The organism is Synechococcus sp. YX-04-1 (assembly GCF_030546365.1).
Taxonomy (GTDB): domain Bacteria; phylum Cyanobacteriota; class Cyanobacteriia; order PCC-6307; family Cyanobiaceae; genus Parasynechococcus.
This window is the reverse complement of sequence record NZ_JAUONZ010000006.1, coordinates 77,989-93,073: the sequence shown is the minus strand read 5'-3', so window position 1 is coordinate 93,073 and position 15,085 is coordinate 77,989. Positions and strand designations below refer to the sequence as shown.

Below are 15,085 nucleotides of genomic sequence, written 5' to 3'. Positions count from 1 at the left end.
GCTTTACCTTTGCTCGTTAATTGGCTCAAATAAGCCGTCTAAAAAGTTAAATACAGTTGAGATAATCGGTTTTTCCCTGAGGCGTACCTTTGCAGTAATAGCCATACCCGGTCGTAAATCATCGAGGCTTAATTTTTTAGGGTTATCCGGGCTCATCAGTTTCAAATCTGCTTCATAGGCTTTCTCGCTGGATTGATTTGTGGATTGGCGAGTTGTGGGAGAAATGGAACTCACCACTGCTCGTACCGAACCATAATCTGATGATGGGAAGGCATCGATATCGATATCTGCAGGTGTGTTGAGTTCCAATGGAGCGCTCAACTTTGAGGGCACTCTGACAATGGCTTTGATGCCTTGCACTGGAACAACCACGCTGATGGTGTCAGACGCTTTAATGCGCTCCCCAATCGTTTGATGGCGTAACTCCTGAACAAACCCTGCGATTGGAGATTTCACTTCAAATCGCTCTTTCTTGGCTTCAAGTTCTCGGATAATTTGCTTGATTTCTAGGATTTTTTGATTGGATTGCGCTTGGGTTCGATTTTGTTCACTTTCAAGGCTTTCAAGGGAAATCTCAAGCTCATCGATTTCAGCCTTTTTTTCGAGAATTTGCGTTTCTTCGATGGCTCCAACGGCTACAAGTTTTTCGAGTCTGTGAAGAAGATCTCGATCCAAAGTTAGTCTCTTTTCAGCCTGCCTGCGGCGAAGCGAGAGGATGATCTGATTTTCTTTTTGTTGGGTTTCGAGTTCCCTTTTTTGTCTTAACTGGCTTTCGAGTCGTTTATCGGTTTCATCGTCGTTGTAGCTGATTAGGAGTTCCCCTGCATTAACTCTTTGGTGCATTTGTACATGGACTCCTGTCACCATGCCGGGGTCAACAGCCGTGACTTGAACTCCCGGTTTTTCGGTGGTAATTTCCCCAGCCAAAACGATTGTTTCTTCAACTTTGGTGAAAGTTGCCCAGGTGATGATTCCAAGAGAGCCTGTTCCTAACGTCCAAATCAAAACTCTTGACCAGATTGCTGGTGGTGGTAGCAGTGCAAGATCAGCTGTCGGCGGCTGTTTATTTTTGGATGATGTGAATTGAGCGATGAAGTCTTGGAAACTCTTGTGACTTTTCTGAATTAGGTGTTTCATGATTCACCAAACTGTGATTGATAAAGAGCGAAGTATCTTCCTTTCAACTCCATCAATTGTTGATGCGTTCCTTTTTCATCGATTCGGCCTGCATGCATTAATACGATTTGATCTGCTTCGGTGAGTGTTGACAATCGATGGGTGATCATCAAGACGGTCTGATCTTTAAGATGGTTTCGCAGATTTCTCACAACCTGCCGCTCTGTGTTCACATCGAGTGCGGATGTTGCTTCATCTAAGACAATTAGTTTTGGATTCTCCATCAGCATCCTCGCCAATGCGATTCTCTGTCGCTGCCCACCTGATAAGCCCGATCCTTTCTCTCCCACCGGCGTGCTGTATCCGAGGGGCAGATTCATGATGAATTCATGGGCACAGGCAATCGTCGCCATCTCGATCACACGGCTACTCTCCGCTTGTGGATCACCCAGGGCAATATTGGAGAAAACAGTGCCTTCAAACAAAAGGCAGTCTTGAGGAACAAAGCCGATTTGAGATCTGAGTGAATAAAGATCGACTTTTGAAATATCAAGCTGATCGATTAGTAACTTGCCAGAAGTTGGTCTGTAAAGTCTTGGCACCATCTTGAGTAATGTGCTCTTTCCGCATCCACTTTCTCCGACCAATCCAACAAAAGATCCAGCAGTAATGTCAAGGTCAACAGAAGAGAGAATTGGGGGACCAGAGGAGCTATATGAGTAACTCAAAGATCTTGCAGATATGTTTCCTTCAAGTTTTGGCATGACGATGCTTAATTCTTCTTCAGCTCCGATTTCAAGCGGTTGATTGACCACATCCCCAACTCTTTCCAAGGAGAGGGAAAGCTCTTGAAATTGCTGCCATGTTGATGCAAGCCGCAGCATTGGCTGGGTTACATAATTACTGATGATTCGGAACGCAATCAGCTGGCCCAGAGTCAATTCATTGCGAAGGACCAGCCATGCCCCGACTCCGATCACAAGGATACCGCTGATTTTGTTGATCAGCTGTAGTGCATTGGAACTGGATGTGTTTGCAAGAACAGCCTGGAATCCTTTGTTGATGGATTGTAGATGTCGGTCTTCCCATTGGCGCCGAGCAGTTAATTCCGCATTTTGCAACTTAACTGTTTGGATGCCGCCTAAGATTTCTACAAGAAGGGATTGTGTGCGTGATGATGCCTCTGCACGTGCCCGAATCAATCGTTGTGTGATGGGTGTGATACCCAAAGAAATTCCAAAAAGTAAAGGTACTGTTAGTAAAATGATCATTGTTAGCAGTGGGCTGTAGAAAAACATCACTGCGAAATAAAGAGTCGCAAAGAAGGCATCAAGTACAACTGTCAGTGCTGTGCCGGTTAAAAAACGTCTGATATTCTCCAACTCTCCCAAGCGGCTGGCGAGTTCGCCGACGGGGCGTCGATCAAAAAATCGAGCATTCAGTCTCAAAAGCCGTGAAACAATTGAAGCTCCAACACTGATATCAATTCTGTTTGATACTTCAACGAACTGAAAGGTTCGTAGGGAGCTAAAGACTGCCTCGAGGACGACAAAAATCAGCATTAATATCACAAGAGGTGCTAATGCATCAAATGCACCTTTGCTGATGACGCGATCAATGATTTGCTGGAACAGCAACGGTGTAGCAAGCGCAAAAAGCTGATTAAGAAAGCTCGCGGAAAAAACTTCAATTAGTTGTAGGCGATAACGCTTGATGTAAGGGAATAGCCAGTGAATGCCGAATTGCTTCTTGGGTGTATGTAACCCAACATCAGTTGAGATGATGATGGGCTGTGAATTGAATTTCTTGTGGGCTTGATCCTTATTTAGTTGGATCCTTCCTTCCCTAGGGTCGATGATGGTTAGTTTATTGCCTGTGCTCCGTGAAAGCAGTACTGGGTTGCCTGAATGATCGATCCACACCGATGGTGTTGGAATCCGAAATGGCTGACAAGGGTCAACATTGATCCATCGCACAGCAAGCCCAATCTCATCAAGGATTGAGAGCATTCGCGTCATCCATGGAGTCTTAACTGGTTGATTGGACTTGTGGTTCTGCTGCCTTTCCCGCGGTTTGCAGTTTGCGAGGATTTCTGCGGCACGAGCGACGGTGTCTCGTCTCGTTGGTAATTGATAAAAATTTGCCAGCATGCTTAAGCAACTGGCAAATGATTCTTCCTGAGTCTCAGCTCTGATCACACGGAAGCCATCGCTTTCTAAGTGTTCAACTGCCTCTGTCTCATCAGATGGCTCACTAAATTTTAGTTTTGACAAATCTTCCGCTTCTTCGTGCTTCTGTTCGGTTGCGGTCATGGCTAGGGCAGCTTCGTCTCTTTCTGCTGGCTCAACCTTGGCCTTAAGATCTATTCCAGCAATCCTTGGCCAGTTATCAACTGTAAAAAATGAGGAGCAGATTTCAGGGGTAATTACTTGTCCGTAGACAAATCCATCGCGTTCTTTGTCTAAGAATAGAATGATCTCATGATTGCCAGCCTCGCTTTGATGTTCAAGGAGTTGTGTTGATCCAGTGGCCTCATCTAGATGTTTCCAAAGCTGCTCTTGATTCGGGAAGTTGTTGGAAATTAATGAGGTAATTAATATTGCTTCTGTTGGGTTGACTCTGCTTGTCAGGATTGTTTGGATTTTGTTTATCTGCTTTTGATTTGATGTCTTTGGGTCTATAAGAATATATTCACATTTGGATCTGCATCTCACTTCGATCGCTACTGTAAGGGAAAGAAGTTGCTCTATCCCGAAGATCTGCGGGCTATCAAGTGTTCCTGCTGTCAGGCCGCCGAAAGTACGATTGTTGTCTATCAGGCGTACTGATCCTGATAGAAGTAGCAAGTATTGATCGGATGATTGATCTTTCGAGTAAATGAGTGCCCCCGCATCTGCTGAAAGCTTTTCAGCATCTTCTGCGATCGCGTTTGCTAGTGCTTCAAGCCTTGCTTGATAAGAATAATCGTTCATTATCCCTTTTTAAGGTATTGATTCAGGTAGTCCATCTTTATTTGCTTGGTCATCTCTTTTGCTTTGGCGGATAGCACAAGAGACCCAAGAAACTGCTTGGTTTTTTCATCATACTCGCTATCAAATCTATATTCAAGCCGTATTAAGACGTGCCACTGATCAGCTTGGAATGGTGGAAAAATCTGACGAGGTTTTGCTGTGCGAAGTCGTGCTGCAATCTCTGGGTGAGGAGTTGTCAAGTCTACGGGGCCAATAATTCCTTGTGTTTTGGATTCTGGGCCGATACTGAATTGTTCAGCAGCATCTCCGAACTCAATTTCGTCGGCTTCGATCGAGTAATAGAGATGGTGGGCTTGTTCTGATGATTCGACTCGAATTAAGCTGTAGAGAACTCGATCAAGCCTGTCCTTGTACCGGAGGAACAATGATTCACCGCATCCCTTGAGTAAATCATTAATCACTGCCTTTCGTTTTTGTTTTTCATGCGCATGTGCAATTAAGTCTTTATCGTCACTTAGGCCATGGGCTCTACCCCATTCTCGAACTTGATCAATGTCCTGAGTCCCTAAGTCTTGGTGTAAGGCATTCATGGCTTGTTCATTGCTGAACTCAGGGGCATCATTTTCTATGTTATGACTCGCCACATAAGCTGATTCCCCTTGAATTTTGCAAAGAGGCTCTAGGAGTTCGTAAAGGGCTAGCTGCCTTATCACTTGTTGTGAGTCTTCTTGTTGTCGGGTTTGTATTGAATCTGATTTCATGAGACTTAAGCTGCATTGATGTTTTGGGAGTCTTTAGACGGAGTGTCTTTCCTTGCGAAAGCATCTGAATAATCAAGGACCTCATTTGCCACTAAGTCTTCTTCGTCAAGTTTTGTCTCCAGCCCCAATATCTCGTTGCAATCAATCAGCTGTCGAAGCATCAGAACATCGGCAAATGCAGGCTCATAATCTGTTGCTTTATCAATGAGTGAACGTAATTGATCGAGGGAAGTTGCAGCATCCTGTTGGTTTGATCTTGATGCATTGTCGTTCTTAAAGTGATGATCAAACCAAGAGTCCCAATTAATATCGGTTGTTTGTGTATGTGTAAGTTCCATCTGCAAGGTCTGTAGTGAGCGAATGAATGCACCCGGCTTTCTACAAAGCTTTAATGATTGACTTAAGAGCGCATGGCTTGCCGGATTGAAGCCGCGAGGCTGTGCCGACTCATTAGTCTCTGGCTTGAATGACTTCAGTGAGATTTTTCCATTTTTTCTCTCGATCAAGATGGCTTCACCCTTGCGGTTGTTTGTTATCCAGTAGCCATTGAACAAAGGGTCTCGCCTTGCCAGTTTGAGGTCTATATCTTTGTTGGCTGCCTTGAGCAAACGTGTGGTGCTTCGCTCTGTAAGTAATGGAAGTGCAATCATGCCAAGTGCAGCGGCGATTGATGTGTCTTCAGCTGTTGCTAAGGGTGAAATAACGGAACGAAGTGCTTCAGATGTTTGCTCTTGTACGGTTGACAACCAGTTTTGTGCGCCATTCAGCAGTCTGTTGAATGAGCTTTCGATTATTTCGTTGTTAGTTTTTTCAATCTGATTTCTATTTTTGCTGTTATTTGCCTGATTTGAGTTTGGTGATGAGGATCCAAGTGCTCCGTTTTGGCTGGTGTTTACCGCTGTAGAGGAGGAGACGACGAGGTTCGATGTTTCGTCGAGTTCGCGGCGTTCTCCTGATTCCGCGATCTTGGATTGTGAAGTTGGTTTAGGGCCACGGTTAAAGCTTAAAGTTGGGGAGCCAAAGTTTATTTGACTGTTATCAGCACCAGGATTGGTTCGCGCTAACTGGTCGTCTGAACCTTTTCTTTCTGGCCGGTTAGGTCGATTGACTGGATCAGGTTGCTTGATTCCTTCCGGAGTATCAAAGTTTTCTTCGTTAGGTATTTCCGGTTGATTGATGTCGTCTGACTGGTCTGGCTCGTCTGTGATTGTGTCGATTTCATCGGTAGGTGGTTTTTCCAAATTATTTTCAGGCTCACCGCCACCGCCACCACCACCACCACGCTGTGGTGCAATGACTTGAACGGTGGATACTGGGATGAGCGGGTCGCCGATCAGGCCCACCACATCAGGCCGAGTGTCGAACCAGCCTTGATCAACTAATAACATGTTGATGAGATCAACCGTGTTGTTCTGATCGAGATCGATCAAAAAGGCTGAGCCATCAATTTTTTCTAGCTCATTGAAGTCAAACAGAGGGTCGGCTGTAAGTAAGTTGGTGGCAAGGCTGGAGTCATTACTGTTGATTGTTGTGATTGCTTCCTGTGTTCCATCTGTATTTAAGTTGTAGTTGTAAACCCCATAGGTCAGTGTGGAAAGCCAATCTTCCAGAGCTCCATCATCCTCGGAGTAGGTGATGATTTCGCTTTCAAATACATGGGGATTACCGTCTTCATCCGTCTTAAACAAGGTATCCATATCGACTCCACCATCCTCCATCTGCAGCTGTACGATGCTGAAATCGCGTCCTTGTGTGTCGATAGTGAATTCAATTTCGCCAAGTGGTGTATCAATAATCTCACGGCTCTCGAGCAATTCTTTTGAGGCTGCGATTACTCCCGTTTCCGCTTCATCAATTGCGGCATCCATTAGGAGAGCACCTTCATTTTGAGATGCGTCAATTAGCACCATCGGTTTGTCTGCTGTGTTGTTGGAGAGAACTGCGAGGGAGCCTTTCTCGAGTTTTTCGAGGAATGATGTTCTATTATTTTCTTCTACATTGAGTGTTTTCAGGATTGTGACAACCTGCTGTTCACTTTCTGTTCGCTCGCTTTCTTTTTTATCGTAAAGGTCGTTGACGTCGTTGGCAGCAAGTTGTGTTAATAGGTTTAGGCCTTTCACGATCGCTGGGGATTCTTCTGCTGCCGCAATGAATAGTCGTATGGAACCTGATGCAATTCCAGATGCATCGCCTAGAGCACCCGATGTGTCTTTTGCTCGTACGAGTAAACGGTGGGAGCCGGCTGGTAAATCTGTGATTTTGTCAATTCCACTGGCCAGTTTGATCTGGCCTGATGCACTATCCAGTTTTACGAGGCCTTTGAGTGATTTTGGTGTTTCCAGCTCCCACTGAAGTGTTTCGGCGGGGTCTACATCACTGAATAATTCTGGAAGTTTGACAAGAGGGGTTTCGGGGTCAAAACTTTCCGCTGCAAAAAACCTTTCGTCGATCTTGGTCAGTGCGGGCTGGGTATAAACAGGTCGGGCGTTCTCGATCGGTACCCACAATGTTGATCGATCTGATTCCGCAACATTGAAGTTTTTTTCGCTATCTCCTTGAACTCTTGTCTCTGACCATATTTGCAAGGGGATGCCTGTTTTGATTTCTGGACTCAGCCCTCGTGGAAGAACTTGAAGCTGGTTGTCCGGAATTGACAGTTCTAGGCCTTCCAGGCTGCCTGTTGGGTTGCCTGATGCATGGGTGAGTTCTTTAAGGTCAATGGTGAAGAGAGTGCCTTCGTTGATACTTTCCCTCTTTAAAAACGACGTATTACTTTGGCCTGAATTGGCCAGGGAGAGCTCTGCTTGTGGTTGCTCCACGAGGAGTTTGAACACCACCTCGTCTCCTGCTGGATCGGCAAGGGTAACGGCATTCAGATCAAGAGCTGATTGAAGATCGAGGGCTGTATTTTTCTTTGCTGCGTTGCTGAGTTGTGAGGCTTCGAGTGGCTTTTCTTGATTTCCATGTGTGAGTAGGGTTGCCTCGGCGATTGGTGTAAAGGCGACTGTGAACCAATCCGATTCTGTTGAGAGGCCATCACGATCGCTGGCCAGTAATTTGAATTGCTGCTCAATGACGGATTTAATACCACGGGGTGGGATCAGGTCGAGTACTACTGCCCCGTCTTTGGCTTGCTCAATTTTGATGCTGTTTGGTAAAGCCAAGCTTTCTGTTTCCTGCTCTCCTGAGCCAGGGATTAGTCGATAGGTGAGGTTGTCGTCGAATTTCAGATCGGGATCGCTGAATAAAGAGAATGATTTTTCTTCTCGTTCACCCTCAAAACGTTGTTCTGTCAGCCATTGCATCAGCATTTTAGATTGTGCCTCGCCATCGTCATTGATCAAAGGTGCATCATTGCGGTTGGCAATCACGAGGCTCAACGTCTGGCTGACCTGCTCGCCTGATAAATCCGTGGCCTGCATAACGATGTCGTAGCGTCCTACCGAATCGTTTTCAGGCTCTAAGGCTTCCAGATAGATTTTGCTGGCAAAACTATGAATCACGCTGTTGCTCTGATCGAATACGTCTAAATTTCGACCAATCAATCCATCGCGCTGATCCCCTGCTCCTGGGTTTAGATCAATCAAAACCCGTTGGCTTGGATCTTGTACCTGTACATCGAAATTCAGCAGGGTTTCGACACCATCGGCCCCAATCGGAGTGCCTACGCCGGCATCCGGTATTGCACCCGCTTTGACTAGCAGGGTGGATGTATCGCTCTCGATGCTTCTGAACAGCGGTAAATTGTTGCTGATCTCAGCGCTGTCTTTCACAAGGCTGATCGCCTCGCTAAGAGAAATATCAAGATCTGCTGTGATTAGACCTTTTCTTTCTACATTCCTGTTGTCGCTGGCCTCTACTTGAACCCGTAATGTAGTTCCTGTTGTGAGTTGGTTGATCTCTCCAGGAGTAAGTTGATCGCCAGTTGATCCGTCTGTGTTGACTCGATAGAGAACTGGCTCCAAAAGAAACTTGTCTGACGCATCCGGTGCGGCTGTGCTGCTGTAGCTCAGGCCAATCCAATTAGGAATTGTCTCCAGGGCTTCACCGTCTTTGTTGATTTCGGTGATGGAGTAACGCAGTGCGTCGCCATACGGACTATCTGGATCGAGGAATAGCTCATTGAGGTCGAGCCTTCCATAAGCATCCTGATCAACCGCTGGAGCTCCGTTAATGAGTCCGCCCAATTCACTGAGGTCGGGATTGTTTCGTCGCTCAGGTGCATCGTTGATGTTCTGAACATCCAGCCTCAATCTATAGGTTGCTGTTGATCCGGCGTCGTCGAGCGCCTGCCATTGCATTGTTTTTACCCCAACATCGCTATTTCCGGGTTTTCCACTCAGCACTCCGCCTGTGCTGCTTGTCGAAGCTGTGTATGTCAGCCAGGCAGGCAAATCGGTGGGTACGATCTGGTCCACGCGATCTCCGGCGTCAGCATCCTTGAATAACCCTTCAAGATCGAGTTGCCAATTGGCTTGTTCTTGCTTGAGCTGAACCGTCTCCTGCCATACGCCTGCCCTGATCAGCGCTGCACTATCGCGGTTCACAATGGGTGGGTCATTGATATTGCGTACGGTGAGCTGCAGGTTTTGAATGTTGGATGCTCCCTGGAGGTCGGTTGCTCGCAGTTGGATGGTTTTGATGCCAACGTTGTCTTTCCCTTCTGGTTTCAGGGTGAGTGTTCCCTCGTTGATCACTGCCACACCCGTAATGGCGTCACTCCAACTGATCCCGTCTCGACTGACGGTGTAACTCAGTTGATCATTGTTGATCAGATCCTCGTCGCTAAATGCTGTTTTCAGGTCAACTTGAACGACATCGCGCAGATTCAGGTTGCGTAGGTAAGTTGTGATTCCATCTTGAATTTGTTGCGTCCAGCCTTGAAGTGCATCTGGGTTAAAAACTGGTGAAGCATTGACATCTCCCACAGCCAAACTGATCTGTTGGCTGGTGAGTTGACCCAACGGGTCAACCGCTGTGAGCTCCAGTTTTAGTGCCCCTACATCGGTGTTGGATGGTGTTCCTCTCAGGACGCCATCAGCATCAAGACTCAGCCATTCGGGAAGGTCGCTGATGCTTCCGTCGTTGGCAACTTGTCGTGCTGAGATGACAAGATCTGTGGCCTCGTTATCGACATCCAGAAAGCGGGAACGCAGATCCCATGTTCCGGTTGAACCCTCATCGACTGCGTCTAAGTCCCGAAGATTGATCAGCCGTGGGGCATCGTTCACTGCTGTGATCAGTGCCTGCACCTCGCTGACTTCGCTGCTCAGCGTTTTTCCGTTGCTGCCAATACTGAATGCTTGTACCTGAAAGTTGAAGGCGCCTGATTGATCGGCGGGCGCCTGCCAGTAAACATTGCTCCACTGGTTGTATGGGAGCCGCAATCTTGGTGTGAGTTCGGCTTCTTCGTTGCGATTGAGAGCGGCCGTAAATGTTGCACGTTCTTGGTCGTCTGGGTCGCTCTGGGATTTCACCAGCTGTGAACCCTCGGGAAGATTGGTGAGTTCCAGCTCCAGCGTTTGGCCAGCGCCATTGCCCCGAAGTTGGGCGTTGATGACTCCTTCCAGTTGGCTCAGAAGTGGAATCGGCTGGTCTTCAAGACCCTCAAGAACACCACGCACCTCGAGCAGCGGCACCCGCACGACGGCGTTGGCCTTCACGGTGAGCATGGTGGGTTCTCCATCCATGATCGATTCCCCGTCACTGGATCGCGCGGTCATGCGGAGTGCCAGATCATCGGCAATTTCGCCCAGGTAGAGGCTGACGCCGTCCAGATCTGCTTGTTGGACGACCCAACCGCCTTCGTTCAGCTTTTGCGTCGCCACATTGAACTGTGCCTGTGATGGAAGCTCTTTTGCGTCGCCGTTCTCATCCAGGGCCGTGATGACGAGGCTCAGCCGTTCTGAGCCGTCCTCATCTGGGCTGCTCAGCTTGAATCCCAAGTCACTGAGGTTCAGCCAACCATTGGGGGCAATGCTGAGGGGCTCCTCACCAGCAGAGCTGAAATTGAGCTGGGGTGTGTCTGCGACAGCGGTGATGTCGAATGCAATGCGTTGCACGTTGGTTTGGGCACTGGCTCCTTGCCCAGGGGGGGTGCTGATCACCTGGAGATCAACGGTGAACTGGCCTGCGTTGTGTTCGGCTGCTTGCAAACGCCAGCCCTCGAGGCTGGCCAGAGTGAGCGGTGTGCCTTCGGGGACCACCTGCACTGCCCCGTCCGTATCCACCAAGCTGAGGCCTTCGGCGAGTCCAGAGATTTTGTAAGTGAGTTGATCTCCTGCTTGAGAGGCTTTGGCCTGGAGCAATTCCGTTAGGGAGATGCCACCACGGTCTTCAAGAGTGCTCGGAGCATCGGGCAGGGTGAATGTGGCTGGCCGTGCTTGACGATCAAAAAGCAGGTCGAAGTCGAGTGTTTTGCTTCGTGCTTGGTCTCCAGTTCTGCTTTCACGGCTGATTCTGGTCACCGCTAACTGGAGGCTGGCTGGAGCCTCGCTGCTTTGCCTCACTCCCCGATCTGCGAGTTGTAAATCTGCGAAATCACTGGCGTTGATCACAACGACTTGGCGGCCATCGGCCTGGATCTGGGCATTCAGGGGTGTCCAATTGGAGTCGCTCTGGCTTTGTAAATCGAGCCCACTGGGCAGCTTGAATTCCAGGCGGAGTTGCTCAGATCCATCGCTGTCGCTCAGCCCGCTGGTGGCGAGGGGTTGCTGGATCAGTTCTGACAGGGCAACGGTTTGTTGTTCCACCAGGGCCGGTGGTGTTTCGGCTTGGGTGGGGGCGAGTGGCGCATCGGCAACGGCGCGCACGTTGATCAACACATTGGCGACCGTGGACGCAGTCGAGGCGTTGGCTTGCTCAGTGGCGACAGCGTGCCACTGAAAGCTCAGCTGTCCATCCAGGTCGCCTGGTGGGATGAAGAGCAAATCCTCAACGTCATCAGGTTGGATCCGATAAACGCCATCATCTTGAGGCTCCAGCACACTGATAACGCCTTCTCGGCGCCGTTGGATCTGGGCACCGTTGGGCAGTCCATGGAGCTCGAAGCTGAGGGCTTCTGATCCGTCGGGATCGGTGGTCTCGGCTCTCCCCAGAAGCTTGGAAAGTGCTAGGGGGGCATCCTCACGGATCGTCGTTGAGTTGACCTGAAGGATGGGGCTATCGGCGATAGCTTCCACATCCAGCGCCAGGCTTGTGAGGGCTGAGCTTTTGAGGCTGCCGTCGTTTTGAAGCTGACTGATGAGCAGCTGCAGGTTGGCCCCTCCGCTCCAGTCCGGGCTGGTGAGGATCTCCACCTTCCCACCGTTGGCATTGAGATCAGCCCAGGTGAACAGCCAGTCACCACGGGAATCTTTCACCCCGAGGGAGGGCACCAGCTCATCAGGGACTCCTGATAAGCGGACGAGGGTTAGAGCGTCTTGTCCTTCTTGCCAGAGATCACTTCCCGCACTGGTGAGTTTCAGGGCGGTGGGATCGCCATTCTCCTGCAGTGTCAGCGGTCCGGTCACGCTGAGGGCAAGGGGTGCCGAACCCGCTGGCGCTACTTGCAGCCCCACGTCATAGAGGGCGAGATCACTCGGGGGAGCATCCAGATTTACGCCGCTGAGGCGGCGCAGCACGGCATTGCCGGCTGCCCATGACGGCTGCTCGCTCAGGGTTTCGAGCGAGCCGAGATCAACAGAATTGAGCACCTCGCCCAGGGCGACCAATTCGCCGTCTTCGCTGACGGCATCGCCATCGTCAAACCAGAGTTGAAGGTCACTCCAGGCTTGATCATTGGCATCAAGACGCTGATCGCCATTGGTGTTCAGGCTCGCCAACGCGTCACTGCCTGAAGCGAAGCTGCGCTGACGTCCATCCGCCTGAAAGAATTCCGAGAGCAGTTCGGTGATGGAACTGATCTGCACATCACCGCTGCTGGCATCGTTGCTCGTGTCGTTGAGCACGAGGAATGCGGCAGAGCGTTGATCGCCTTGATTGGCGTCGGCACTTAACCATGCGGTAGGGATGGCCTCCGCCTGGGGAAGCATGGCAAAGCTCACACCCTCATCCAGGGTTGTGAGGTCTAGCCCAGTGCCGCCAAGGTCAAGAATGACCGGGTCCACCCGTTGCACGTTGGTGAGCTTGGGTGGTTGCCCATTGCTGAATGTGGCAAGGCTGAGCTGACGGCTTGCGGCGACGGATCTGGAGTCCCCACCGGGCTGATCACTGATGCGGGCCGTTAAGGCCAGGTTCAGCGATTGGGCACTGGTGAGTGGGGGTGGATCGTCGTCCAGGCTCACCAAATAAAGATTGTTTTCGTTCAGCTGTTGGAAGGTTCCCATGTCTTCCGCGCTGGCATCAGTCTCTGCTGCTGGAAGGGTGAACAGCGTCATGGTGCCGAAGGCATCCGTGGCGCCGACTGCCCTGTATTCCCCATTCACCCGTTCGGCGAGGGTGTAACCCGCGGGAATGTTCCGCACTGAAAGGGTGAGTGCCTCGGCAGGGTTGCGGTAGCCGGAACTGCTGCTGCCCCGGCGTAGATCAATCTGAATCGCTCCCGTGCTGGGGTTGAAGCGGAGATCGCTATCGGCACCAAATTCTGGTTGTTGCGCCACCTGGGCCACATCCCAACTGAAGTCGAGGGGAGCCAGTCGGCGGGCAAGGGCTGTGGCTTGATCGGCGGCATAGTCCTCCGCACTGAGGCCAGCGTCTGGTAGTTCTGCTCGGATGGAACTGAGCAGTTCGAGGCTGCCTTCAAAGCTGCCGCGGAAAATTTCCGGGCTGGCGACCTTGAGATCAAGCTGGGCTGGGAGTGGCTGAGCTTCATCCGCCTGCAAGCTGAAGACGAAGCGTTGTTTGCCGTTCACCTCACTTGTCTGAGGATCAACTCCGTCCAGCGTTACGGCACTGCCCAGGGGCAGATCGATCTGAAGCTGACCGCTGCGGGCGACCTCGGGCCAGGCCAGGGCCACACGCATGGTGGTGATGTCTGTAGATCGCTGGACGCCATCAGGCGTGATGAGGACAGCCTGTGGTTCCTCGTTGAGCAGTGGTGTGGGCTGCCAGCTCAGGCTTTGGGAACTGCTGGCCGCCTGCAGGCCAGTGGAGGGTTCGCTGCTGAAGGCCAAGACCTGCAGCTCCACCGGTTGTGGCGATGCCGCGTCGGTGCGTAGCATCGCCATAGCCCACTGCTCTTTGCTCAGCAGCACCTGATTGCCTTCTCGGGTTCCGATCAGTTCCCCTGAGCGATCTGTAACCAGTAGCTCCTGATCGGTGTCGGGCAGCTGAATCGCGTACACCAGTTGTTCCCGTGGATCGACGGGTTCGGCGGCGAGGTAGTCCGTAAAGCGGCTGAGGGCGAGAGCTTCATCGGCGCCCTCATTGGTCAATTGCGACCACCGAGGTGCGGTGGCAATGGGATCGAGGCTGAATTCGATGGCCGTGCTGACGGCTTCGGAGCGCAGCCCCGTGTTTCCGAGTTCGGAGGTGGCGGTGGTTCGAAGCCCGAAGGTGCCGATGGCATGGTCATTGCCGGGCACTCGCAGCGTCAGTTGGTCCAGCTGCGCATTGATCTCTTCAGCGGTTCCGCGCAAGAGCCAAGTGCCGTCGGTTCTTGGGGCGAGGTCTTGATCGAGGCCATTGCTCAAGCTCAGGCTCTCTGGGCTCTGGTCGGTTCGTTCAATCACCAGCTCAACGACTTCTCCACTACGGGGGGGAAGGCTGAGGCTCAGGAGTTCTTTAAAGGGCACCTTGCTGCCTTCATCCCAGTGGGCTGCTCCCGGTTCCAGAACAGCTGTCAGGCTCGGCGATGCCGCTGAGCGTTGCAACACAAGCTGGATGTCGATGGATGCTGTTTCTCCAGCAGCATCGGTAACGGTCAGCGGGGCTGACCACGTGGCGCGGCCTCCCTCTTCATCAAGGCCAAGCCCAGTGGTGTCCCCCGTGAGTTTGAGCTGTTCAGCATCAAAACTGAAGGGAAGGTCTTCTTCGGTGTTGAGGGAATAGGTGAGCTGCTCGGCTGGATCGATGCTCAGATCGATGTCGCTGAAGAGGCTCGCGGGCAGCTCGATCTCGATGGCTGAATCCTCAGCCAGTTCGAATTGAACACCGGAGAGTTTTGTGTTCTGGGTTTGTGGTGTTGCCGAAATCACCCCCCCAAGAACTGATGCGTTGATGAGGTCAACGCCGGAGGTGATCTGCTGGAACGGGGCGCTGTTGCGATGGCGCACCAGGAGTGGAACAAGGGCTGAT

General features: G+C 50.8%; 4 protein-coding genes. All 4 read right to left on the bottom strand.

Going from position 1 to position 15,085, the window contains the following annotated elements; translation table 11 throughout:
• Positions 1 to 3: 3 nt before the first annotated feature.
• Genes Q3Y53_RS11110 through Q3Y53_RS11095 form a run of 4 tightly spaced genes read right to left on the bottom strand, consistent with a single transcriptional unit; the run spans position 4 to position 15,063 of the window.
• A complete protein-coding gene (locus Q3Y53_RS11110; protein WP_303536006.1) occupies positions 4 to 1,137 on the bottom strand; it encodes an HlyD family secretion protein in 1,134 nt (377 codons plus the stop codon).
• Positions 1,134 to 4,088: a peptidase domain-containing ABC transporter gene (locus Q3Y53_RS11105; protein WP_303536004.1), complete on the bottom strand. Its 2,955-nt coding sequence runs from the start codon at positions 4,086 to 4,088 to the stop codon at positions 1,134 to 1,136. The genes Q3Y53_RS11110 and Q3Y53_RS11105 overlap by 4 nt, the downstream gene beginning before the upstream one ends.
• Positions 4,088 to 4,849, bottom strand: a complete 762-nt coding sequence (locus Q3Y53_RS11100) for a peptidylprolyl isomerase (RefSeq protein ID WP_303536002.1) — start codon at positions 4,847 to 4,849, stop codon at positions 4,088 to 4,090. Before Q3Y53_RS11100 ends, Q3Y53_RS11105 begins: the two co-directional genes overlap by 1 nt.
• Positions 4,850 to 4,854: 5 nt before the next feature.
• The gene (locus Q3Y53_RS11095; protein WP_303536000.1) at positions 4,855 to 15,063 is read right to left on the bottom strand and encodes a putative Ig domain-containing protein; all 10,209 of its coding nucleotides are present in this window, start codon (positions 15,061 to 15,063) and stop codon (positions 4,855 to 4,857) included.
• Positions 15,064 to 15,085 lie beyond the last annotated feature (22 nt).